Raw genomic sequence first — 23,696 nt, 5'->3', positions numbered from 1 at the left:
TCCTGCATCTACGCGTCGAAGCCTATGCGAGGCTTGTTGAGGCGTTTTGAGCCTGGTCTTCCAAAAACCTCCCCGCTGCACCCGAGGATGCGTCACCAGATGCGGCGGGCAAGTCCGTGATAGAGATAGGTCCAGACCGGCGGCGGAAAGCGAAGCACGGAGCGCCCTTCCGGCACAGAGGCCTGCGCAGTGCCGTTGAGGACATCCCGCAGGAGGTCCGGCGCCATTTGGCTCGCCGCGGCCGTCAGCAGCAAGGGATAGGTGGCGATCGTGTCGTCTCGCGACGGGGCGAGCCGGATCTCGGCCAGCGTGGCCCCGGTGTCCGTGCCGGCATCGACAAGATGGAATGTCGCGCCGAACTGTTCCGGTTCTTCATCGACCAGCGCCCAATAGGCGCCCATCTGTCCGCGATAGGCCGGATTGATGCCCGCATGAAAGTTGACGACGGGGCAGGCAATCATGTCCAGCGTCTGGCGTGTCAGGAGGCGACAGGAGATGGTCAGGATCAGATCCGGGGCATATCGCGCAATGGCCTGATGCGCCGCAGCCTCGTTCACCGAGGCGACGCGGGTGACGGGCAGCAGGGGATCTCTTTCTGCCGATACGCCATACTGCGCCAGGATTTCGCGGCTGCGCCGGATCGCCAGGCGCTTGCCCAGCCGCGACACGACCATGGTCGCCAGCTGTCCGAGCGCAACCGCCAGCCCGAGGCGACGGGCCCTGCGCCGGAGGATGGCGGATTTCGGCTCGTAATCTTCCTCGATCACGGCCAGATTGGGAAAATGCGCCGCAAGGGCATTGATCATGACCTGCGGATTGGGACCTCCGGCAGTAAGAACCAGAAGCCGTGCCTGCCTTGTATCTTGCATCGTCATCGCCTGTATCGCCGCATTCGCACATACGAATGTTCAACATCAGTGAATATTCGAAAATGCTTTACCAATTGGTAGAGCGGAAGGCGTTCGGCTTTATGCTCTGCGGGCTTTCTGGAGCGAGCGAACGCCGGCAAAGCGCGGCTCTGGCGGGGCGGACGAAATTGTCTTCAAGACAGGTCACAGGCGCGTGAACTTTTTCCGACTTCAAACGTTCCCATGGCGGAAACAGGATTTCCAAGCGGACCAGCTTTTCTCTATCGGAGTTTCAAAATCATGACGGCCAAGTCAATCACCGTAATTGCAGCCCTTTTCGCAACGATGTTCTCGCTGTCGTCCTGCGGCAACACGATCCGCGGCGTCGGTCAGGATGCGGCCAATACCGTCAATGCCACGCAGGACGCCGGCACCCGCGTCCAGCGCGCAGCCCGTTGATCCGCGCTCCGGCGGTCGATGCCTTTTTAGGCGTCGGCCGTCGGATGTGTCTCGCCGCAAGTGCGGCTTGATGCCAATTTGCCTTGTGCCCGGCGCTTAGACCGGCGCCTTGGGATAGGCGCGATCAAAGCCGCCTGACTTGATGAGCCCATCGCGAAAGGCCAGGAAGGCGGGATGCTGGCTCGATTTGGCCGCCTCCATCAGGCGGATCTGCAGCCGGCCGGGCGCATGATTGCCGGTCCATTCTCCCGTCTGCGACAGTTTCAGCGAATTCAGGAAGCTAGCCTCCGACGCCCGGTCGAGAAACAGGTGCAGCCCATCCAGCAGCGTATCGTCGGCCTGTGGGTTTTCCATCATCAATCGCAGCCATGCCTGATTCTCCGCAGACAGATGCTTCAGGGCGTCGCACACCGTCTCTCGTGTGCCGATGGGGGAAATACTGGTCATCGTCTCTCGCGTCGTGATTGCCTGGACAGACGGGAGCGGATCCGGCGTCTGCGCAAGGCTACTCTCCTTCATCGGCCTTGCGTCAGACTGGCAGCGGCGAAATTGTGCCGGTCGGGTCGACCGCGCGGCACGCCGTGAGCCTCCGGCGCGACGAACATGACGGGCGGCCAGCCGCCCGCGGGTCTAAAAAGTTTTTTTGCTCTCAATCGCGAAAAGTAGCGGGAGCTAACGCCTCGGTAAGAATCAACCAGCTATGAGTGGCGCGTGGCCAAGCCGCCAAGGCTCCGGAAATGTAGTGCGTCCCGGAGCCGTTTTCTTTTTTCCGCCAGTATCTTGGCGATATCTCCCATGGTCCGGGCGAGAGCCTTTTCTGCTGAACTTCCGCCTTGCGTCAGCGTCCTGTGTGGCGACGGGCCTCCGGTTCCGGTTGACAAGCCGGTGCCGCTTTTGCAAAGCTTGCAGTGCAGCCCGTTCTAAGCGCCGGCAGGGCAGCCGATCCTTTGGTGGATTGTCCGGCTATCGGCTCGTACCGATGCATCATGATCAGCCCGGCGGCGCCTCTTCATCTACGAATTCGCCGCTTTCATGCATGCAGCCCGGTACGGGCCGAGCCATCCTTCCGCGTCCCAAGGCCCGCATGACGATTGATTCGACACCCGAGCGTTCCGGCAAGATCTCCTTCGTGCTGGGCGGTGCGCGATCGGGCAAATCCCGATTCGCCGAAGATTGCGCGGCAGCGAGCGGCCTGCAACGCCACTATCTGGCGACCTCGCAGATCTTCGACCAGGAGATGCGCGAGCGAATAGACCGGCACCGGCTGGACCGGGGTCCGGACTGGATGACGCATGAGGAGCCGCTTCGGCTGACCGAGACACTTCTTGACCTTGCCCGCGCCGACCGCGTCATCCTCGTCGATTGCCTGACCCTGTGGGTCACCAATCTGATGATGGCCGAGGCGGATGTGGATGGCGAGGCAGACCGGCTCGCCGCGGCCTTGCCGTCCTGTGCCGGACGCGTGATCTTCGTTTCCAATGAGGTCGGTCTCGGCATCGTGCCGGACAATGCCATGGCGCGCGCCTTTCGCGATCATGCGGGGCGTCTGCATCAGCGGATAGCGGCAACCGCCGACGAGGTCTTTTTCATCGCGGCAGGATTATCGCTGCGGATGAAGGGCTGATCAATTTTCGCCAACGTGCGATGCGGTCTGGCAATGGGACAGGCATGGCCGGGCAGGCCGGTTGACGGCTAGATTCCCAGCCAGAGCCGGATCGGATGGGCCGGATCCGACAGAAGTTTTGCGGCCATGGCAATGCAGGACAGGACGAGCAGCGGCTTGATGATCTTTGCGCCGCCGTGCATGGCCAGTCGCGATCCGATCTGCGCGCCGATCAGCTGGCCGACGCCCATCATCAGGCCGAGTTTCCAGAAGATGACGCCGTTGACGGCAAAGACTGCGAGCGAGCCGAGATTCGATCCGAGATTGAGAAGCTTGGTGTGGGCGGTTGCCTTCAGCATGCCGAAGCCGGCCAGCAGAACGAAGCTCAGCATGTAGAAGGACCCGGCGCCAGGGCCGAAGACGCCATCGTAAAGGGCGACGAGCGGCACGGCGATCACCGAAAACAGTGCCGGCGTCATGCGCTGCGCGCGGTCCACGTCGGAGAGGTTGGGCTTCAGGGCAAAGAACAGGGCAATGCCGATCAGCAGAAAGGGAATGGCCGCGCCGAGATAGTGGCCCGGCACATGCGACGCGATGAGCGCGCCGATGCCGCCGCCGACAAAGGCGATCGCCGCCATCGGCAATTGCGCTTTGAGATCGACATGGCCGCGCCTGGCATAGGCAATCGTCGCCGAAGCCGCACCGAAAGGACCCTGGACCTTGTTGGTGGCCAGCGATTCGAGCGGCGGTATGCCGGCCAGGAGCATGGCAGGAATGGTAATCAGCCCGCCGCCACCGGCGATCGAATCGATGAAGCCGGCCAGAATGGCGGCCAGGAACAGCAGCATCAGGATTTGAGGGGCAAGATCGTGCACGGCAGGGCTCGGTATCGGAGAAGCAGGGTCGCATCTGCGGGCAGATGCCGGGGCAGGGCGCGTGTCTTCTGACACCCTCCATGCATCCTGGCAAGCCATGCCTGCGCCGGCTCTTGGCAGGGAAAGGCAGGCAAAGACGGAAGAGGCGGGGAGAGACAGGGAAAGACGGAGAGAGTTGGGGAAAGGCTGGGAGAGGCCGGGGATGGCTTGCGTCCTGATCCGGCGGCGCTATTGTGCGCGCCTTCCAACACCAGGCCGGCGGCGCATTCATGCGCGCCGTCCAATCTTCAGGATCGTGTGCATGCATAAGGTCATATTCGATACGGATCCGGGCATTGACGATGCCATGGCGCTTCTTTTCCTTCACAAGCATCCTCAGATCGATCTGATCGGCGTGACCACGGTCTTCGGCAATGCGCCGATCGAGCTGACCACGCGCAACGCGCTTTATCTCGCGCAGGCCTGGTCCATCCCGGCACCTGTTGCGCAAGGCGCGGGAGAGACCTTCGATCCGGCGCGGGGCGGAAGCTACTGGCCGACCGCCATTCACGGTCATAACGGTATTGGCGATGTGCCCGTGCCCGAGGCTCTGTCGCGCACGGTCGATCCACGACCGGCCTACCAATTCATCATCGATACCGTGCGCGCCCATCCGGGCGAGGTCACGCTGATCGCCGTTGGCCGGATGACCAATCTCGCACTTGTCCTGCAGCACGATCCCGATGTCGCGGCTCTGGTGCGCGATGTGATCATCATGGGCGGCGCCTTCGGCATCAATGGCAATGTCTCGCCGGCGGCCGAGGCCAATATCCATGGCGATCCGGAGGCTGCCGATCTGGTCTTCACCGCGCCCTGGCGGGTCACGGTCGTGGGCCTCGACGTCACCATGCAGACCGTCATGACGAGCGGCTTCCTGGCGGAAATGGTTCAGGCCGGCGGCGCCGATATCGGTCTACTCTCCGATATCTCGCAGCTTTACATCGACTTCTACAAGAGCCGCGTCGCCGACGGCATGGTCGTGCATGACAGCTGTGCCTGCGTCTATCTCGTGCGGCCGGACCTGTTCGAGACGCGCAGCGGGCCGATCCGCGTGGTCTGCGGCGGCATTGCCGATGGGCAGACGATCCAGAAACCGGACGGCCGGGCCTTTCCGCCGGGCCACTGGGACGGCCATCCGAGCCAGCTGATCACCACGCATGTGCAGCCCGAGGCGGTGCTTTCGGTGATTCGAACGGCTCTGGTTGAGGGGCGTGCCGGCTGACGCACCGCAGCGCGCGATTGCCGTTGGGCAACAGTTAAGGTGCAAAATTCGGCCTCGCGGCTTCGAGGCCATTGGCATTGATGCCGGTTTTCCCTATGTGGAACATCAAACTTAAGAGATTCAGAGGATGAAAGCGTGACCGCTACCTTCGACAAAGTCGCCGATATCATTGCGGAAACCAGTGAAATCGATCGCGAGACCATCACCCCCGAAAGCCATACGATCGACGATCTGGGCATTGATAGCCTGGACTTCCTCGACATCGTCTTCGCGATCGACAAGGAATTCGGCATCAAGATTCCGCTGGAGCAGTGGACCCAGGAAGTCAACGAAGGCAAGGTTTCGACGGAAGAATATTTCGTGCTGAAGAACCTGTGCGCCAAGATCGACGAGCTGAGGGCGGCCAAGGCCTGACGGCCTGCCGGTGAAGCCGCATGCTTCTTGAATATTTCCAGATGATCGATCGGGTCGATTCGGTCGATCTGCAGGCCGGTATATTGACGGCACGATCTGTCGTGCCGTCGAAAAGCCCGGTCTTCGAGGGACATTTTCCCGGCATGCCGCTGGTGCCCGGTGTTCTGCTGATCGAGACCATGGCGCAGGCCGCCGGCTTTCTCGTACTGGGCGCCACCGACTTTTCCGCCATGCCCTTTCTGATGTCCGTCGACAGCGCCAAGATGCGCAGCTTCGTCGAACCGGACGCAGTGCTCGACATCGAGGCGTTTCTGGAGCATCAAGGCTCCGGCTATGCCGTTGCAAAAACCAAGATCACGGCGGCGGGCAAGAAGGTCTGCGATGCGCAGCTGAAACTGCGCACCATGCCTTTCGACCAGGTTCCGCTGGCCGATATCGTGCGAAAGCGCGCCGACGAAGTAGGGCTCGTGGACGCGCTGGCAAAGGCGTGATCCCTGGCGCTCGCAGCGGCGCAAAGTGGAATATGCGGGCCGAAGGGTTTTGGTGCTCCGGTCCGACCGAAAGCCCTCTTTCGTCAGGCGCATCCGCGCTGTAACCGGTCATGATGACGGCCCATCGTCGAAGCTTCGAAGGCGTGGGTGAAAAGGATGATCTCCAGATGAGCATTTCTGACATGGATGTCGTAATCACCGGAATTGGCATCGTCACCTGCCAGGGCGTCGGCAAGGCGCCGCATGTGGACCTGCTGACCGGCCATGAAACGCGCCGGCCGCCGGTCGAGACGGAGCGCTTCCATCCCTATCCGGTCCATCCCATGCCGGAGATCGACTGGTCGCAGCAGATCGCCAAGCGCGGCGATCAGCGCCAGATGGAAAACTGGCAGCGTCTCGGCGTTTTTGCGGCTGGTCTTGCGCTCGACGATGCCGGGCTGAAGGACAATGCGGACCTCTGCGGCACGATGGACATGATCGTTGCGGCCGGTGGCGGGGAGCGGGATATCAAGGTCGATACGCTCATCGTCGACGAGGCCCTCAAGCGCAACGACCGCGAAATGTTGCTGAACGAGAAGCTGACGACCGAATTGCGCCCGACGCTTTTCCTCGCCCAGCTCTCTAATCTCCTGGCCGGCAATATTTCCATCGTGCACAAAGTCACCGGCTCGTCCCGCACATTCATGGGCGAGGAGGCGGCCGGGATTTCCGCGGTGGAGACAGCCTATCATCGCATCAAGGCCGGCCAGTCGACCCATTCGCTGGTTGGCGGCGCCTTCGTTGCCGAACGGGCGGATATTCTTCTGCTGGTGGAGGGCATTCGCGCCCATGCGACCGGCGATTGGCGTCCGCTGTGGTCGCGTTCCGCCGAACATGGCGGCGGCATGATCATGGGATCGGTCGGTGCCTTCCTGGTCATGGAGAGCCGCACCCATGCGGAAGCGCGCGGCGCACATATCTATGCGGTCGTCGATACGATCGAGGGAGATCGCGGCAACCGGGAGGATCGCGGGCTGGAAGGCCGCCTGAGCCGCATGAGCGGCCTTGCGCGCAATGCCGTGCCCGGCGATCTCGTCGTCTTTTCGGGTTCGAGCGGGCTTGTGGACCTGGCGGCGCGCGAACGCGCGGCCCTGGAGGCGGAGTTTCCGGGCGCGGCGCTTCGCGGCTATGGCGGGGTCACGGGCCATGCCATGGAAGCACAGTTCCCGCTCGGCCTGGCTCTCGCCGCCCTCTCGCTCGATCAGGGCGCGCAGGTGCCGGTCTTCGATCCGGAACACGAAAAGCAGATGAGCGGCGGCGCCAGCCATGCGGTGGTCACGACCGTGGGCTACCTGCGCGGCGAAGGGCTTGCTGTCCTGTCGAAGAACGGTTGAGGATGACATCATGAGCACTGCTGCCTTCAAAGACCATCTGGGCCGTCCCATCATCGCCGTCACCGGAATGGGCGTCATCACCTCGCTGGGGCAGGGGCTGACCGACAACTGGTCGGCGCTGACCTCCGGCACCTCCGGCATTCACAAGATCACCCGTTTCCCGACCGAGGGCCTTTCCACCCGCATTTGCGGAACGGTGGATTTCATCGAAGTTCCCTATCCCAATTCGGTCGAGCGCTCCTTTGCCATGGCGCGCGAGACGACGACGGAAGCGCTGGCGCAGGCCGGCCTTTCCGGCGATTTCGGCGGGCCGCTCTTCCTCGCCGCGCCGCCTGTGGAGCCGGAATGGAGCGCCCGTTTCGAACTGGCGGACCGCGCGCCGCCGCCTGCCAGGGATGCCGATGCCTATGACCGCTTCCTGACCGCCATGCGCGAAAGGCCCGACCCGGTCTTTCTCGAGGCCGTGCAGTTCGGATCGATCTCCGAGCGCCTCTCCGACCATTTCGGCACGCGCGGTCTGCCGATCACCCTGTCGACCGCCTGTGCATCCGGAGCGACGGCGATCCAGCTTGGCGTCGAAGCCATCCGCCAGGGCCGGACGGACCGGGCGCTGACGGTTGCGACAGACGGCTCCGTCAGTGCCGAAGCGCTCATTCGTTTTTCGCTTCTTTCGGCGCTGTCGACACAGAACGATCCGCCGGAAAAAGCCTCCAAGCCCTTCAGCAAGGATCGCGACGGCTTTGTCATCGCCGAAGGGGCCGCGACCCTGGTGCTGGAATCGCTCGAATCAGCCGTTGCGCGCGGCGCGAAGATTCTCGGCATCCTGAAGGGTTGCGGCGAAAAGGCCGATCACTTCCACCGCACCCGTTCCTCGCCGGACGGCGGGCCGGCGATCGCGACGATCCGCGCAGCGCTTGACGATGCCGGCATGGACGAGAGCGGGATCGGCTATATCAACGCTCATGGCACGTCCACGCCGGAAAACGACAAGATGGAATATGGCGCCATGCTTGCCGTGTTCGGCGACAGGCTGAAGGATGCCATTCCATGTTCCTCCAACAAGTCGATGATCGGTCACACGCTGACGGCCGCCGGTGCGGTGGAGGCGGTCTTCTCGATCCAGACCATGTTGACGGGAACGCTGCCGCCGACCATCAATCATGTCAATCCGGATCCCGCCATTGTGCTGGACGTGGTGCCCAACAGGAAGCGGGATCAGCAGGTCACGGCCGTGCTGTCGAACTCCTTCGGCTTTGGCGGGCAGAATGCCAGCCTTGTCATGACGGCGGAGCCGGCTTAAACAGCGCTGACAGCGGAGTTTTCAAACCGGCCATCCACCGGGTCGAAGGCTGTTGGCGTAAGCTGGGGCTACGCCATGCAGCCGGTTTGTCCAGGGGAAGGAACTGGTCTGGACCGACAGGATCGGTCCGACCGGACCGAATTCCGCTCTCATTCCGGCATCATGCCCCACACGTTTTGACGCCTTCGGGCGAAGGGATATATTCATGCGCGCTCTGCAACTGATCGATGACCGCCGCCTTGAAGCGACCGATATTCCGGAACCGGAGGCACCGGCGCCAGGCGAGGTCACGCTGAGGGTCAAGGCGGTGGCGCTGAACCACATCGATGTCTGGGGCTGGCGTGGAATGGCCTTTGCCAAGCGCAAGATGCCGCTGACCATCGGCGCCGAGGCGTCCGGGGTCGTCGAAGCCATTGGTCCGGGCGTCGCAAATGTGCTGCCGGGCCAGCTGGTCTCCGTCTATGGCGCGCGCACCTGCGGCCTCTGCAGGCCCTGTCGCGAGGGCCGCGACAATCTGTGCGAACATGTCTCCGGCGTGCACGGCTTCCATCTGGACGGCTTTGCGCAGGAGAAGATCAACATTCCGGCCCGTCAGCTGGTGCCGGCACCGCCCGGTATCGATGCCATTGCCGCTGCGCTTGCTCCGGTGACTTTCGGGACGGTCGAGCACATGCTGTTCGACAATGCCAAGCTCGAGCCGGGCGAGACCATCCTCGTCCATGCCGGCGGTTCCGGCATCGGCACCGCGGCCATCCAGCTGGCAAAGAAGATGGGCTGCACCGTCATCACCACCGTCGGTTCCGACGACAAGATCGAGAAGGCGAAGGCGCTCGGCGCCGATCATGTCATCAATTACCGGACCGACCGCTTCGAGGGCGTGGTGCGCAAGCTGACCCGCAAGAAGGGCGTCGATGTCGTCTTCGAACATGTCGGCAAGGATACATGGGCCGGCTCCATGCTCTGCATGAAGCGCGGCGGCCGTCTCGTCACCTGCGGCTCCACCTCCGGCGTCTCGACCGATATCAATCTGATGATGCTCTTCCAGCAGCAGCTGAAGCTTTTCGGTTCCTTCGGCTGCCGCATGGAGAACATGGCCAATGCCATGCAGAAGATGGCGCGCGGAATCGTCCATCCCGTCGTCGATACCGAAGTCACTTTCGGCGAAATTGACCGCGCGCTGGAGCGCATGGAAGGCCGGCAGGTTTTCGGCAAGATCGTTCTGAGGATGGACTGATCCGTTGAAAATGCTGATCACCAGGATCGTGCTCTTCCTGCGTCGCCTGCAGCAATGGCTGGTGGCGCAGGCGGCTTTCGGGTTCCTCAACCTCCTGAAGCTCTTGCCGGCCGATCCGGCGATCCGCTTTGCCGATGGGCTGGTTCGAAAGATCGGGCCGATGACCGGCCGGCACAGGCTGATGCTCGTCAACCTCGAAAATGCCTATCCGGAGAAGTCGCAGGCCGAGCGCGAAAAAATCGCCCTTGCCTCCTGGGGTCATATGGGCCGGCTTGCAGCGGAATATGTCTTCCTCGATCGCCTCTTCGATTTCGATCCGGCAGCGCCGGAGCCGGGCCGGGTGGAGGTGTCGGGAATACCGATATTCCTCGATCTGCGCGACAATCCGCGGCCCTTCATCGTCTTCACGGCGCATACAGGCAATTTCGAACTCCTGCCCGTCGCCGGCAATGCCTTCGGCCTCAACGTCACGGTGATGTTCCGGCCGCCGAACAACCCCTATATCGCCGAGAAGGTCTTTTCGTTCCGCGCCTCGCGCATGGGCAAGCTCGTGCCATCGCATGCCGGATCATCCTTCGCGCTGGCGCGGCAGCTGGAGGCGGGCAGAGGCATTGGCGTGCTGGTCGACCAGAAGTTCCAGAAGGGGCTGTCGACCAGCTTCTTCGGCCGCCCGGTACAAACCAATCCGCTTCTGGCAAAGCTCGTCCGGCAGTTCGATTGCGAAGTCTATCCGGCACGGTGCGTGCGCCTGCCCGACAATCGCTACCGGCTGGAGATCGAGCCGAAGATAGACATTCCGCGCAACGAGAAAGGCGGTGTGGACGTGCAGGCGACCGGCCAGCTTCTCAATGACAAAGTGGAAAGCTGGGTGCGGGAAAATCCCGAACAATGGCTGTGGTATCACGACCGCTGGAACATCAAGCACAGCCTGAAAGGGTGAAGATCCGAAACGGCCCGGCGCTTACAGAGCCTTTCGTCGACCCATCGGGATTACGAAAGACCGCATTTCACGTTTTTGCCCGAGGCTCCAGCGCGTCAATCCTGCGCCTCGGCGCCTTCTTCCTCCATAATTTCCTTCAGGCGTGCCAGATCCTTGGCCACATGCGCGGCGTCCTTGGCGAATTGCTCGGCCGTCTGATCCGGCAGACGGGTGACCAGGAAGATCGCTTCGGCGCCGCGGCCGTTCTGGACAATGCGGAATGCGTTATGCACCTTGAGGCCGGACGGCATATGCACGGTATGGTCCATCACGCCGAACGCATTGCGCGGGGTGAAGGTGACGCGCACCTGGCCCAGCGGGCCGCCATCGGCCAGCCAGTCTTCACCCTCTTGCGTCAGTCCTGCACCCAGGCCGGATGCCCATCGCGCCATGCATTCCGGTCGATGGGCAAAATCATAGACCTCAGCCCATGGCCGATCGATCGAGACATGTACGCATTTTGCCTCCATGGGCTGCATGGCCATCCTCCATCCTGTTCATGGCTTGTTCTTTATGGCGCAGGGATTGCGAAAGGCAAGGGGATGACGCGAGCCACGGCTGCCTGCGGCAAAGGCAAATCTGTCAGGGGTTCAATTATTGGCCGGATTTGCGCTGCCTCGACCTTGCCGTCCGCCCGTTTGGATGCCAAAACAGCCTCCCAACAGTATTGGAGGCATCCCCCCGTGGAACAGGCAGAAATCGGGCTTATCGGCCTTGGCGTTATGGGTTCCAACCTGGCTCTCAACATTGCCGAGAAGGGCAACAAGATTGCCGTCTTCAACCGCAGTCCTGAAGCGACGCGAAAATTCTATGCAGAAGCCGGTGCGCTGCAGGGGCAGATCATTGCCTGCGAGACGCTGGAGCAGTTCACGGCTGCCATCCGTCCGCCGCGCCCGATCATCATCATGATCAAGGCCGGCGATCCGGTGGACCAGCAGATGGAACTGCTGAAGCCCTATCTTTCGGCCGGCGATATCATGATCGATGCCGGGAACGCCAATTTCCGCGATACGATGCGCCGCTTTGCCGCTCTCAAGGACAGCCCCTTCACCTTTATCGGCATGGGTGTCTCCGGCGGCGAAGAGGGCGCGCGCCATGGTCCCTCGATCATGGTGGGCGGCACGGAAGAGAGCTGGAAGCGCGTGGAAACCGTGCTGACCTCCATTTCGGCGAAGTTCAATGGCGAGCCTTGCGTTGCCTGGCTCGGCAATGACGGTGCGGGCCATTTCGTCAAGACGATCCATAACGGCATCGAATATGCCGATATGCAGATGATCGCCGAGATCTACGGCATCCTTCGCGACGGTCTGAAGCTGTCCGCAGCCGAAATCGGCCAGGTCTTCGGCCGCTGGAACGAGGGCCGGCTCAACTCCTACCTCATCGAGATCACCGAGAAAGTGCTGTCCGCGATCGATCCGATCACCGGTCAGCCGATGGTGGACGTCATCCAGGATGCTGCCGGACAGAAGGGAACCGGCAAATGGTCGGTGATCGAGGCGCAGAATCTTGGCGTCGCCGCAATGGGTATCGAGGCGGCCGTGGCGGGCCGTATCCTGTCTTCGCAGAAGGTGGAGCGCATCGCAGCCGAAAAGGTCCTCGGCCTGCCGGATACGGTTGCCTTCCCGGCGACTGACGGCGTTTCTTTCCTGGCGGATCTTGAGAATGCGCTGCTTGCGGCCAAGGTCGGCGCTTATGCCCAGGGCTTCGCGGTCATGGCGGCGGCCTCGAAGGAATATGGCTGGAACCTGCCTATGCCGACCATTGCCAGGATCTGGCGTGCCGGCTGCATCATCCGCTCGCAATTCCTCGATGAGATTACGTCGGCCTTTTCGAAGGATCCTGATGTTGCGAACCTGATCGTCACCCCGGCCTTTGCACAGCTGGTGAAGGAAAGCGATGGCGCGCTGCGCCGCGTGGTCTCCACCGCCGCCATGGCCGGGCTTCCCGTTCCGGCCCTGTCCTCGGCGCTGGCCTATTTCGACAGCTATCGCCGTTCGCGCGGCACGGCGAACCTCATCCAGGCGCAGCGCGATTTCTTCGGCGCCCATGGCTTTGATCGCGTCGACGGCGTTGACAGACATCACGGACCCTGGGGCAGCGGCCTGAACGCCTGATCTGCGCCCAGCCGAACAGAAACGGGGGCAGGGTGCCGATCGGCAGCCTGCCTTTGCCATCTTCGGTCATGCGCGGCGAGTCGGGCTCGGATGCCTGTCCGGCCGGCTGCGGAGCATGACGATCTGCACGACCTTATGGAGGAGTAATCAATGGCCTGGACGCCTTCGGACGACCGCTATTCGCGCATGAAATACAATCGTTGTGGCCGCTCGGGGCTGAAGCTGCCGGCGCTCTCTCTGGGCCTCTGGCACAATTTCGGCGATGATACGCCGCATCAGCGCAAGCGCGACATATGCCGCACCGCCTTCGATCTCGGCATTACCCATTTCGATCTCGCCAATAATTACGGACCGCTGCCGGGCAGCGCCGAAACGGCGTTCGGCGAGATCCTGCGCACGGATTTTGCCGGCTATCGCGATGAGATGATCATCTCCTCCAAGGCCGGCTACAACATGTGGCCCGGACCCTATGGCGAATGGGGCAGCCGGAAATATCTGATCGCGTCCTGCGACCAGAGCCTCAAGCGCATGGGCCTCGATTACGTCGATATCTTCTATTCGCATCGTTTCGACCCCGATACGCCGCTGGAAGAGACCTGCGGCGCGCTGGATCACATCGTGCGTTCCGGCCGGGCGCTCTATGTCGGGATCTCCTCCTATAATTCCAAGCGCAGCCGCGAGGCCGCGGCCATTCTCAAGGATCTCGGCACGCCCTGCCTGATCCACCAGCCGAGCTATTCGATCATCAATCGCTGGGTGGAAGAGGATGGACTGCTCGACACGCTGGATGATCTCGGCATCGGCTCCATCGTGTTTTCGCCGCTGGCGCAGGGCATGCTGACCTCGAAATATCTCGGCGGCATTCCGGATGACAGCCGCGCCGCACAGGGCAAGTCGCTGCGTCCCGCCTTCCTCAACGAGCGCAATATCGAAAACCTGCGCGGCCTCAACGCAATTGCCGAAAAGCGCGGCCAGACGCTGGCACAGATGGCGATCGCCTGGGTGCTGCGCGGCGGGCGCGTGACATCAGCACTGATCGGCGCAAGCCGGCCCGAGCAGGTGACCGATTGCGTTGCGGCGCTGGAAAAGCCCGACTTCACCAAGGAGGAGCTGGCGGAGATCGAGGTATTCGCCAAGGATGCGGATATCAATCTGTGGGCCGCCTCCGCGGAACGGAACGGTCCCTCCCGCTAAAGGTTAGACTTCAAGCCCGGTGCGCCTCCCTTGGCGCGCCCGGCCCCTGCAGAGACCCGGAAGGATCTCTCAGTCTAGGGTTGCATTTGACTATAGTCTTCGTCACATTGCTCGCCTGAATTGCACCCGAGACCGTCAGCGTCTCCTACCAGCACCCGGGAATGTGCCATGCGCCTGCCTTCCGTCCGCACATCCATGATGGCGGCCGTCCTCCTCTGCCTTGCCGCCTGGGCCATCGGTTTCCTCGCTGACCGCATTCTCTCCGCGGATGGGTCCTATTACCTGGCGCGATTGGCCGACTGGCAGGGTTTCGTTCTGGTCGGCTGGCATCGCAGCAATGCCCAATATGCCACGCAATTTCTGCCGGTTTATGGGTCGCGGCTTTTCGATCTCGGTCTGGAAGAGATCAAACATCTCTATGCGCTGAACGTCTTTCTTCCGGCGGTGGTGAGCTTTGCGCTCTGCCTTGCCTGGATGAGAAATGCGCCGACGCTGCTGGCCTATCCGCTCATTTCCTTCGTTCTTCTGGAACTCAACAGTACCTTCATCATCATGGGCGAGCATCACGTCCTTGCGCTCTGCGCCTGGCCCTTGCTCGCCTTTTGCCTGTTTCCCGAGCGGCGCTGGTATGACTGGGTCGCCTTTTACAGCCTTTGCATTCTGTCCCTGCGGCTCTACGAAGCGGCGGTTGTCGTTCTCGCCATTCCTTTTTGCCTGTGCCTGTGGAACGGCCGGACGAGCTCGATTAGGCGAAAAAGCGTGTTGTGGTTTGCGGGAGCCGTACTGCTGGCCATCGGCATCGGCATATCCCTCGACGGGATTGTGCATCCGCGCGATGTGAGCAATTACAACGGCTTTCGCGAGCAGACCATGGTCGCGCTCGGCTCGCCCCTGGCGCAGGCCTGCCTGGCCATGGTGCTGGCCGTGCTGGCCGCCCAGGTGACGGGCAAGCGCCGCTACCTCGTGGCGGGTGTCATTGCGGTGGTGGCGATCCTCTTCGTGGCGCAGATGACCTGGCACCGCATTACCGGAGGCCAGAGCTTTGCGGCCCGCACCTTCTCCGTCAGCGTGCTGCCGCTGCTGATGGCGGCGGCGGTGCTGCATGTGCGCTTACGCATCGGGCACGCCTTCGACCGGACGGCAGCCGCCTGTTTCGCCGTCTTCATCGGCATTGCCTGCGCCTATTCGGCGATTACCGAATGGCGATGGCACAAGTTGATGGTGCGCCTGGAGCAGGCGCTCGACGCCAGAAGCGGCAGGCTGTCGCTCCCGGAGATCGGCATTGGCTACGAGGAATTTGCCAGCACATTTCCGCTCCCCACCATGAGCGTGATCATGTCCGGCCCTTGCGTCACCCGCATGCTGCAGCTGCCGGACGATTACTGGGTGCCCTATGATCCCGTTCGCGACAGAATTCTGACGCGCTATCGCGACTATGCCGAGAGCGTGGGCGGGCCCGGATGTCCCTCATCCTGACCCGCTTCCTCTGACCCGCTTTCGGCTCACCCGCTCGTTCTGGCCTGCTATGTTCAGCGGGCTCAGGCGGCACGGCGGTTCCAGCTCGCAAAGGGGTCCGGCAGGTCGCGCCAACGGTCCGGTTCGAAGCGGCTGTCGGGCAGGAGGCAGGTATCCAGCCTGTCGCGAATGGCATGCTCGTCCATCTCGCCGCTGCCGATGAAGACGATTTCCTGGCGGCGATCACCCCAGACCGGATCAAGATAGCGGGCAAGGCCATCGCGGAAATCCTGATCCTGCGGCCATTGCTCGCGCGGGACCGAATCCCACCAAAGGCCAAGCTTTTGCGTGCGCACCATGGCGCCGGCCTGGGAAATTTCGCCCACATGATAAGGCCGCGTCGCCAGCCAGAAAAAGCCCTTGGCGCGGATCACGCCCGGCCAGCTTTGCTGGATGAAGGCATGCAGCCTTGCCGGGTCGAAGGGTCGCCGCGCGCGGTAGACGAAGGAGCGGATGCCGTATTCCTCCGTTTCCGGCACGTGATCCGCAAAGCCATGCAGTTCCTTGAACCAGAGCGGGTGCGTTTCGGCCTTGGCAAAATCGAAGCGTCCCGTGCCGAGCACGTCGCGCGGATCCACTCGACCAAAATCCACCTCCACAAGGCGGGCATCGGGGTTCAATCCGGCAATGATGGTGCGAGCCGCAGCAAGATCCGCGGCGCGCGCGTCCGATACCTTGTTGAGAACCACGACATCGGCAAATTCGATCTGCTCCACCAGCAGATCCACCAGGGTGCGGTGATCGCCTTCGCCTGCCGTCTCTCCGCGGTCCGCCAGGAAATCGGCCGAACCGTAATCCTTGAGCAGATTGGCGGCATCGACGACCGTGACCATGGTGTCGAGCCGGGCCAGATCGGACAGGCTGTCGCCGTTCTCGTCGCGGAATTCGAAGGTGGCAGCCACCGGGAGCGGCTCGGCAATGCCGGTCGCTTCGATCAGCAGGTAATCGAAGCGCTTCTGCGCTGCCAGTGCCCGCACTTCCTTCAGAAGATCATCGCGGAGCGTGCAACAGATGCAGCCATTGGTCATTTCCACCAGCTGTTCCTGCGTGCGCGAGAGGTCTGCCCCGCCCTCCCGCACCAGGGCCGCATCGATATTCACCTCGCTCATATCGTTGACGATGACTGCGACGCGCAGGCCCTGCCGGTTGGAGAGGATGTGGTTGAGAAGCGTGGTCTTGCCGGCTCCCAGGAAACCGGAAAGCACGGAAACAGGAAGACGAGTGTCCATGAAAGCCTCACTGTTGTTATAACATTACATTGTCTAATCTGAAAAAAGGGCGGAAGATCCGCCCTTGACGGCGCAACGCTAAGGAGAGCGCCGCCTTTTAAGGGTCAGGTGTCGCGGCCGAGGCAATCGACGAGCGAGGTGGCCAGTCCATTCATCAGGTTGAAGTAGAGATCGGGTCCGGCCTCAAGCGTCGCGCCTTCCGGGTCCAGCACGCCGGATCTGGCGCTTGTCCCTTCGGTCACCACCTTGATCAGCTTCGGCTCGAATTGCGGTTCGGCGAAGACGCAGGTCGCGCCGAGTTCGCCAATCTTCGCCTGGATCTGTTTCAGGCGCTCGGCGCCCGGAGCGCTTTCGGGGCTAACGGTGACGGACCCGGCCACCCGGACGCCGTAATGATGCTCGAAATACTGATAGGCATCGTGGAAGACGATGAAGGGCTCGTCCTTGACGGGTGCGATCGTCCTGGCAATCTCGCTATCGAGGCCATCCAGCCGCTTCAACAGGGCCATGGTGTTGCGCGTATAGGTCTCGGCATTGGCCGGATCGGCCGCGATCAGCTTTGCCTGGATCTCCTTGACCATGGCTGCGGCATTTTCCGGATCGAGCCAGAGATGCGCATCGAAGCCGCCATGATCATGGCCATGCTCCTCCTTGCCATGCTCCCCCTTGCCATGCTCCTGCGCACTATGTCCGGCATGCGCCTCTTCATCATGCCCGTGGTCATCAGCGTGGGCATGGTCGTGATCATGGTCGTGGACATGAGCATGGTCGTCGTGCTGATGCGCCTCGAAAGCGCCGCCTTCGCGGAAGGGTAGACGTTCGACGCCGGGTGCCTGACTGAGAGCGACGACATCCGCCTTGCCGGCCAGGGCGTCGAGCGGCTTGTCGAGGAAGGCCTCGAGACCGGGGCCGACCCAGAAGACCAGATCCGCGCCCTCGATGGCGCGTGCATTGGAGGGGCGCATCGAATAGGTGTGCGGCGAGGCGGCCCCTTCCACGATCAATTGCGGTTCTGCCACATCCTGCATGACGGCCGCGACCAGCGAATGGATCGGCTTGATCGATACGACGACATCCGGCGCTGCACCGGCTGCGGTCGAGGTTGCGGAGGCGAGGGCAGCGCCGAGAATGGCGGCTGCCGGAAGGGAAAGGCGGCTTGCGTTGCGCATCATGCAGACGCTCCTTGAAGTGCACTGTTATGTTATTACATAGATTGCGTTACGCTATTACGCGTGTCATAGCAAGAGCGCAATCGTGCTCCAGGATTTCGGGATGGTGATGCAGATCGAGACGCGTGACGACTTTCTCGTCTCCCTGACCAATGCCGGTGTCAGCCGGCAGGGGCGGTGGCTAGTGCGCGGCGTGGATATTGCGCTGCGCCGCGGCGAGATCGTGACCCTCATCGGGCCGAACGGCGCCGGCAAATCCACCACGGCCAAGATGGCCATCGGGGTGTTGAGGGCCGATGAAGGCAAGGTGCAGCGCAAGCGCGGCCTGGTGATCGGCTATGTGCCGCAGAAACTCAATATCGACCGCACAATGCCGCTGACGGTCGAGCGCCTGATGCACCTGACAGGCCGGCTTGGCGACGAGAAGCTCACCGCCTCTCTGGCGGCGGCCGGGGTCTTGCATTTGCGCCGGGCGGAAGTGCAGCATCTCTCGGGCGGCGAATTCCAGCGTGCCCTCCTGGCGCGGGCCATTGCGCGCGATCCCGACCTGCTGGTTCTGGACGAGCCGGTGCAGGGCGTCGACTTTGCCGGCGAGAGCGCGCTCTATGCGCTGATCGGCGATATTCGCGACCGGATTGGCTGCGGCATTCTGATGATCAGTCACGATCTTCACATGGTGATGGACAAGACAGATACGGTGATCTGCCTCAACGGCCATGTCTGCTGCCGGGGAACACCTTCGGTCGTCAGCAGGAGCCAGGATTACCGGCGGCTGTTCGGCCGCGCACCGGAAGGATTGGCCTTCTATGATCATCGTCACGATCACACGCATCTGCCGGATGGACGGGTGGTGCATGCCGATGGCAGCGTGACGGATCATTGCCATCCTGCCGACGGTCATCATCATGACCACCATGGCGATCGGCACGCCGATGGCGATCCGCCCCATGCGCATGATCACGCTCACAGTGACGGGCACAGCCACGACCATGATCATTCTCATGGTCAGGCTCCCGGTCAGGCTCCCGGTCACGCCCCCGGGCACGATCACGCACATGATCACGGACACGCCATCGATCATGGCCATTCTCAGGATCCGTCGGCTGAGGATGCCGCCCATCCGGCCAAGGTTCTGAATGGCCAAACCCGTGGGGAGGGCCATCGTGCTGGATGATTTCTTCACGCGCGCCCTTTTGGCCGGCATAGGTCTGGCGCTGACGGCCGGGCCTCTCGGCTGCCTGGTTGTCTGGCGCCGCATGGCCTATTTCGGCGATACGATGGCGCATTCGGCGCTTCTCGGCGTCGCATTGTCGCTGTTCTTCCAGATCAACCTGTTGCTCAGCGTGTTCTGCGTGGCGGTGATCGTCTCGCTTCTCCTGCTGTTCCTGCAGAAGCGCCAGGCGCTTTCGGCGGATTCCCTGCTCGGCATCCTGTCGCATTCCACCCTGGCGCTGGGGCTCGTCATGGTGGCGTTCATGTCCTGGGTGCGGATCGACCTGATCGGCTTTCTGTTCGGCGACATCCTCGCCGTGACGGTTCAGGACGTGCTCCTGATCTGGGGCGGCGGCGCCGTCGTGCTTGCCGGTCTTGCCTTCTTCTGGCGCGCGCTCATCGCCTCCACCGTCAGTCATGAACTCGCCGAGGCCGAAGGCCTCAATCCGGACCGGGCGCGCCTCTTCTTCATGCTGCTGATGGCACTCGTCATCGCAATCGCCATGAAGATCGTCGGCATTCTTCTGATCACGGCCCTGTTGATCATTCCGGCGGCCACGGCGCGGCGTTTTTCCGCCAGTCCCGAAGTGATGGCCGTCAGCGCCTCGCTGATCGGCGCCATGGCGGTGATGGGCGGCCTTACCGGCTCGCTCTACGCCGATACGCCGTCCGGCCCCTCCATTGTCGTTGCGGCGCTTGCGCTCTTCGTCGTGAGCCTGCTGCCATCCGTCCGCCGGATCCGCGCCGCCGGCTCCACCGTTCCAGGAGACCGATCATGACCACGCCGACCCTCACGAAAAACCAGACGCTTGTCTTTCAGGTGCTGACCGAGGCCGAACAGCCGATGAGCGCCTACACGATCCTGGACAAGCTGCGCGACCACGGCTTCCGGGCGCCGCTGCAGGTCTACCGGGCACTTGAGAAACTGCTGGATTTCGGCCTCGTGCACCGCCTGGAAAGCCTCAATTCCTTCGTTGCCTGTTCGCACACGCATGAGACCTGCTGCCAGGCTCACGGCACCGTCGCCTTCGCGATCTGCGAGAAATGCGGCCAGGTCAACGAGTTCCATGATCATGCCATCGACGACCGCCTGCGGGGTTGGGCCCAGCAAAAGGGGTTCAAGGCCGAGAAGACGACGATCGAACTCAGAGGGCTTTGCAGCGCCTGCGCGCCTTAAAGCATGTCGCGCAAAAGTGGTTGCCGGTTTTGCGGTCACGACATGCGAAGAGGAAAGACGCCAGCATGTCGCGCAAAAGTGGTTGCCGGTTTTGCGGTCACGACATGCGAAGAGGAAAGACGCCAGCATGTCGCGCAAGAGTGGTTGCCGGTTTTGCAGTCACGACATGCGCAGCCGCGCGTTGAACCGGCTCGCGCATGTCCGCCTGTTGCCTGAGTGAGGCTCTGGTTCGGGTCGGCTCATGCGGCCAGGGCGGCGGCGATCGTCCGGTTTCGGCCCTGTTCCTTGGCATCATAGAGCGCGCGGTCGGCCGCCATCAGCACCTCCTGTGCCGAATGTCCCTCGTTCAGGGTCGCAAGCCCTATGCTGACGGTCACGGAGCTCAGCGCTGCGGGCCACTTGGCCTGCAGCGCGCGGTGAATGCGCAAGGCGACGTCGCAGGCCGCGGCCTTGCCGGTATTGTGCAGCACCACGGCAAATTCCTCGCCGCCGATGCGGGCGGTCAGGTCATCGGCGTGGCGGATCTCGTCGGCAATGATCGAGGCGACCTGCCGCAGGCAGGCATCGCCGGCCGGATGCCCCCAGCTGTCATTATACCGCTTGAAATGATCGACATCGACCAGCAGCAAGGAGAGGTCCGCGCCGCTCTCCTGCGCGTGGCGCACGGCGCTGTCGAAGTCCTGGTCGAAGCGGCGCCGATTGGCAATACCGGTCAGCGCATCGGTGAGTGACATGGTGCTGAGTTCCTGGTTGACCTTTTCCACGCTGCTGCTGCGCAGCTGCTCGCGCAGCATCAGCAGGTAGAGATGCCGCAGCGTTGCTTCCAGCCGGTGATTTGCGACCAGCGTCACCAGCGACGCGGCAAAGAGGAAGGCGAGCGAAAGCAGATCCGGATGCGTCATGGCCGGCGCCTTCCACCAGAGGAAGCCGGCAGCCATGACGATGATGAGGCCGGACACGGTGGCGGCAACCGCCGTGCGCAGCTGGAAGACGCTGTTGGTGACGATGATCAGCAGGCCGAGGCTGAACAGAAGATGGGCCGGCGGTGCATCACGTAGGCTGACGATGATATTGATCGAGAGGCCGATCCAGACAAGGCCCGCGCCCGACACCCAGTCGCGCAGCCAGGAGGGGTTCAGGTCGCGGCTGTACCAGACGAGAGCCAGGCAGGGCAGGGAGGCCAGGACGAGGCGCAGGAACAGGAACTGCCAGAACAGATGCGGCTGGGCGGCGTGATCGATGAAAATGCCGAGGTTGAAAATGGCGATGCAGATGACGGCAGACATCACGCGATGACGCATTTTCAGATCGGCGGCATAGGCCTGATAGGCAGCTTCCGGCGGCGGCCGGAACCGCCCCTTCCGCCGTCCGGAGCCAATGGCTTCGTCCAGCAAGGGCTGCAGCACGGCGGCGCTCTCGACTTGATCCAAGGGTCGATCACTCATTGATTTCATCCATCCGATGCATTCGGCGGTAAAGGCATGACGCATAGCCCGGCCATGATGATGAGCACCGGTCCGCGCCGGCGCGATCACGATGCCCGCGCGAGGAAAACAGCGCTCGGGTCCTGATAATCAGTACGAATTTCGGGTGTCTGCGCACGCAAGCGTCTGTCTGCACGCGGCGTCGGCATAACGTTGCGGCACCCGCTTTACCGAATGAGAGCCTGCGTTCCCGTCAAATGGGTCCTCACAATGAAAAATTCTGATTGGGCTTCGACCCTAACGCTAATCGTCAAATGTAAATTTTTACTTATTTAGTTCACGCTACGTCAACGAATGAATGAACCTGCCGTACCGGCAGATGATCCTGATAAATAATATGACATGTTGTCATATTATTGCGTGGCGCGAGAATTCTTACTGTCTCTGTTCTTGGAAAGAATGTGAAGAGCGGCGACAGGCGGGAGATGGGCATCAAGCAGGCCGCGACTTCGCGGCCCGGTCTCAGTTGGAAAGGGTCCGCAGATCTGTGGCGAAGCGCTTCCAGTTCCTCGCATAGTTGTCCGCCGAAAGCGTCAGTTTCGTGATCGCCTCCTCGTCCAGCGTGCGAATGGCCTTGGCGGGCGAACCGACGATCAGCGAATTATCCGGAAATTCCTTGCCCTCGGTTACCAGCGCATTGGCGCCGACGAGGGAGTTCTTGCCGATCCGCGCCCCGTTCAGGATGGTCGCGCCCATGCCGATCAGCGAATTGTCGCCGATCGTGCATCCATGGATGATGGCGCCATGGCCGATGGTGCAGTGATGCCCGATCCTGCCGGGAAAACCCCAATCCGTGTGGATCATGGTGTTTTCCTGAATGTTGGTCATGGCCCCGATGGTGATCCACTCATTGTCACCGCGGATCGTGACGCCGAACCAGATGCCGACATCCTCGCCAATCTCAACCTTGCCGATCACATGCGCGCCGGGAGCGATCCAGAACCGGCCCGGGGCTGGCGTTTTGGGGGAACTCTCTCCCAGCGCGTAAAGCGGCATGGCCTTCTCCTTTGGCGGTCAGACGACAGTGACGTCCAATGTTGCGATCCCCTCGGCAGCGCAGACGATGCGATCGCCCTTCCGGACGGCGCCGACGCCTGCCGGCGTTCCGGTCATGATGACGTCGCCCGGCGCCAGCGTAAAGAGCTTCGACAGTTCCACGATGATTTCCGGCAGTTTCCAGATCATCTGGGCGAGGTCGCCCGATTGCTTGCGCTCGCCATTCACCTCAAGCCAGATCGGCCCGGACTGCGGATGTCCCAGTACTTCGGCGGGGACGAGATGCGAGACGGGTGCCGAAGCCTCGAAGGCCTTGGCGGCTTCCCAGGGTCGGCCGGCTTTCTTGATCTGGTCCTGCAGATCGCGCCTGGTGAAGTCGATACCGACGCCATAGCCGAACACGCAGTCCAGCGCGTCTGCAAGGGCGATATCGCTACCGCCGGATTTCAGCGCCATGACCAGCTCGACCTCGAAATGAACGTTGGAGGAGAGCGGGGGATACGGAAAGCGACCATCGGACACCAGGTTTTGCGGATTTTTCTGGAAGAAGAAGGGCGGTTCGCGCGAGGGATCATGACCCATCTCGATGGCGTGATCGGCATAGTTTCGGCCCACGCAATAGACGCGCCGAACGGGGAAAAGCGCCTGTGTATCCGCAACCGGCAGATAGACCGGTGCAGGTGGGGCGAAAACGGTTTCGAGCGGCGCAGTCATGGCGGGTCCTTCCGATGCAATATTCCTGTCTCCTCTTTAGACACTCTCTCCTCGA

24 protein-coding genes are annotated in these 23,696 nt (G+C 62.3%); 15 read left to right on the top strand and 9 right to left on the bottom strand.

Translation table 11 applies throughout. The annotated features are described in order from the left end of the window. Positions 1-92: 92 nt before the first annotated feature. The gene (locus QTJ18_RS14860) at positions 93-869 is read right to left on the bottom strand and encodes a formyl transferase (RefSeq protein ID WP_301557809.1); all 777 of its coding nucleotides are present in this window, start codon (positions 867-869) and stop codon (positions 93-95) included. A gap of 279 nt (positions 870-1,148) precedes the next feature. Here QTJ18_RS14860 and QTJ18_RS14855 point away from each other — a divergent pair, with 279 nt between their 5' ends. Next, a complete protein-coding gene (locus tag QTJ18_RS14855; protein WP_252750971.1) occupies positions 1,149-1,307 on the top strand; it encodes an entericidin domain-containing protein in 159 nt (52 codons plus the stop codon). A 96-nt stretch (positions 1,308-1,403) separates the two neighbouring features. Here QTJ18_RS14855 and QTJ18_RS14850 read toward each other — a convergent pair whose 3' ends face one another. Next, on the bottom strand, positions 1,404-1,754 hold the full coding sequence (locus tag QTJ18_RS14850; protein ID WP_252750970.1) for a hypothetical protein: 351 nt from the start codon (positions 1,752-1,754) through the stop codon (positions 1,404-1,406). Positions 1,755-2,391: 637 nt separating this feature from the next. On the opposite strand from QTJ18_RS14850, the gene cobU reads away from it, so the two are divergent. Then, positions 2,392-2,931, top strand: a complete 540-nt coding sequence (gene cobU / locus QTJ18_RS14845) for a bifunctional adenosylcobinamide kinase/adenosylcobinamide-phosphate guanylyltransferase (protein ID WP_252750969.1) — start codon at positions 2,392-2,394, stop codon at positions 2,929-2,931. Between the two features lie 68 nt (positions 2,932-2,999). Here the strand turns inward: cobU and QTJ18_RS14840 are convergent, their stop codons facing one another. Then, positions 3,000-3,785, bottom strand: a complete 786-nt coding sequence (locus tag QTJ18_RS14840; protein WP_252750968.1) for a TSUP family transporter — start codon at positions 3,783-3,785, stop codon at positions 3,000-3,002. A gap of 301 nt (positions 3,786-4,086) precedes the next feature. Here QTJ18_RS14840 and QTJ18_RS14835 point away from each other — a divergent pair, with 301 nt between their 5' ends. The 7 genes from QTJ18_RS14835 to QTJ18_RS14805 all read left to right on the top strand — a co-directional run bounded on the left by QTJ18_RS14835 (position 4,087) and on the right by QTJ18_RS14805 (position 10,798). Continuing rightward, entirely contained in the window at positions 4,087-5,046 is a 960-nt protein-coding gene (locus tag QTJ18_RS14835) for a nucleoside hydrolase (RefSeq protein ID WP_252750967.1), read from the top strand. Between the two features lie 135 nt (positions 5,047-5,181). Next, on the top strand, positions 5,182-5,460 hold the full coding sequence (locus QTJ18_RS14830) for an acyl carrier protein (RefSeq protein WP_046797252.1): 279 nt from the start codon (positions 5,182-5,184) through the stop codon (positions 5,458-5,460). 20 nt (positions 5,461-5,480) lie between these two features. Next, on the top strand, positions 5,481-5,951 hold the full coding sequence (locus QTJ18_RS14825; RefSeq protein WP_252750966.1) for a 3-hydroxyacyl-ACP dehydratase FabZ family protein: 471 nt from the start codon (positions 5,481-5,483) through the stop codon (positions 5,949-5,951). A gap of 167 nt (positions 5,952-6,118) precedes the next feature. Beyond that, positions 6,119-7,324, top strand: a complete 1,206-nt coding sequence (locus tag QTJ18_RS14820; protein ID WP_252750965.1) for a beta-ketoacyl-ACP synthase — start codon at positions 6,119-6,121, stop codon at positions 7,322-7,324. A gap of 10 nt (positions 7,325-7,334) precedes the next feature. Then, positions 7,335-8,624, top strand: a complete 1,290-nt coding sequence (locus QTJ18_RS14815) for a beta-ketoacyl-ACP synthase (protein WP_252750964.1) — start codon at positions 7,335-7,337, stop codon at positions 8,622-8,624. Positions 8,625-8,829: 205 nt separating this feature from the next. Next, positions 8,830-9,858 carry a zinc-binding dehydrogenase gene (locus QTJ18_RS14810; RefSeq protein WP_252750963.1) on the top strand — a complete coding sequence of 343 codons (1,029 nt, stop codon included), beginning with the start codon at positions 8,830-8,832 and terminating at the stop codon, positions 9,856-9,858. 4 nt (positions 9,859-9,862) lie between these two features. After that, entirely contained in the window at positions 9,863-10,798 is a 936-nt protein-coding gene (locus QTJ18_RS14805; protein WP_252750962.1) for a lipid A biosynthesis lauroyl acyltransferase, read from the top strand. Between the two features lie 95 nt (positions 10,799-10,893). Here QTJ18_RS14805 and QTJ18_RS14800 read toward each other — a convergent pair whose 3' ends face one another. Beyond that, positions 10,894-11,316 (bottom strand): SRPBCC family protein, encoded by a 423-nt coding sequence (locus tag QTJ18_RS14800; protein WP_252751341.1) that lies wholly within the window; start codon positions 11,314-11,316, stop codon positions 10,894-10,896. Between the two features lie 204 nt (positions 11,317-11,520). On the opposite strand from QTJ18_RS14800, the gene gndA reads away from it, so the two are divergent. The 3 genes from gndA (at position 11,521) to QTJ18_RS14785 (ending at position 15,621) form a co-directional block, all read left to right on the top strand. Beyond that, positions 11,521-12,951, top strand: coding sequence for an NADP-dependent phosphogluconate dehydrogenase (gene gndA / locus QTJ18_RS14795; RefSeq protein ID WP_252750961.1), 1,431 nt, complete (start codon positions 11,521-11,523; stop codon positions 12,949-12,951). A gap of 150 nt (positions 12,952-13,101) precedes the next feature. After that, entirely contained in the window at positions 13,102-14,145 is a 1,044-nt protein-coding gene (gene mgrA / locus QTJ18_RS14790; protein WP_252750960.1) for an L-glyceraldehyde 3-phosphate reductase, read from the top strand. 168 nt (positions 14,146-14,313) lie between these two features. Further along, a complete protein-coding gene (locus tag QTJ18_RS14785; protein WP_252750959.1) occupies positions 14,314-15,621 on the top strand; it encodes a hypothetical protein in 1,308 nt (435 codons plus the stop codon). A 62-nt stretch (positions 15,622-15,683) separates the two neighbouring features. Here QTJ18_RS14785 and QTJ18_RS14780 read toward each other — a convergent pair whose 3' ends face one another. Both QTJ18_RS14780 and znuA read right to left on the bottom strand, forming a co-directional pair. Further along, entirely contained in the window at positions 15,684-16,889 is a 1,206-nt protein-coding gene (locus QTJ18_RS14780) for a GTP-binding protein (RefSeq protein ID WP_252750958.1), read from the bottom strand. 104 nt (positions 16,890-16,993) lie between these two features. After that, entirely contained in the window at positions 16,994-18,061 is a 1,068-nt protein-coding gene (gene znuA, locus QTJ18_RS14775; protein ID WP_489667163.1) for a zinc ABC transporter substrate-binding protein ZnuA, read from the bottom strand. Between the two features lie 100 nt (positions 18,062-18,161). On the opposite strand from znuA, the gene QTJ18_RS14770 reads away from it, so the two are divergent. From QTJ18_RS14770 to QTJ18_RS14760, 3 genes are read left to right on the top strand one after another with little or no spacing between them, the layout of a single operon-like run. Next, positions 18,162-19,232, top strand: coding sequence for an ATP-binding cassette domain-containing protein (locus QTJ18_RS14770; protein WP_252750957.1), 1,071 nt, complete (start codon positions 18,162-18,164; stop codon positions 19,230-19,232). Next, positions 19,222-20,049: a zinc ABC transporter permease subunit ZnuB gene (gene znuB, locus QTJ18_RS14765; RefSeq protein WP_252750956.1), complete on the top strand. Its 828-nt coding sequence runs from the start codon at positions 19,222-19,224 to the stop codon at positions 20,047-20,049. Before QTJ18_RS14770 ends, znuB begins: the two co-directional genes overlap by 11 nt. Next, positions 20,046-20,447 (top strand): Fur family transcriptional regulator, encoded by a 402-nt coding sequence (locus tag QTJ18_RS14760; RefSeq protein ID WP_252750955.1) that lies wholly within the window; start codon positions 20,046-20,048, stop codon positions 20,445-20,447. The genes znuB and QTJ18_RS14760 overlap by 4 nt, the downstream gene beginning before the upstream one ends. A 239-nt stretch (positions 20,448-20,686) precedes the next feature. Here QTJ18_RS14760 and QTJ18_RS14755 read toward each other — a convergent pair whose 3' ends face one another. From QTJ18_RS14755 to QTJ18_RS14745, 3 genes are all read right to left on the bottom strand, one after another. Beyond that, positions 20,687-21,892, bottom strand: coding sequence for a GGDEF domain-containing protein (locus QTJ18_RS14755; RefSeq protein ID WP_252750954.1), 1,206 nt, complete (start codon positions 21,890-21,892; stop codon positions 20,687-20,689). Positions 21,893-22,393: 501 nt separating this feature from the next. Further along, entirely contained in the window at positions 22,394-22,927 is a 534-nt protein-coding gene (locus tag QTJ18_RS14750; protein ID WP_252750953.1) for a gamma carbonic anhydrase family protein, read from the bottom strand. An 18-nt stretch (positions 22,928-22,945) separates the two neighbouring features. Beyond that, positions 22,946-23,641, bottom strand: a complete 696-nt coding sequence (locus QTJ18_RS14745) for a fumarylacetoacetate hydrolase family protein (protein WP_252750952.1) — start codon at positions 23,639-23,641, stop codon at positions 22,946-22,948. Positions 23,642-23,696 lie beyond the last annotated feature (55 nt).

This window comes from Rhizobium sp. SSA_523, from assembly GCF_030435705.1.
GTDB lineage: Bacteria > Pseudomonadota > Alphaproteobacteria > Rhizobiales > Rhizobiaceae > Neorhizobium.
This window is presented reverse-complemented; position numbering and strand designations above follow the sequence as displayed.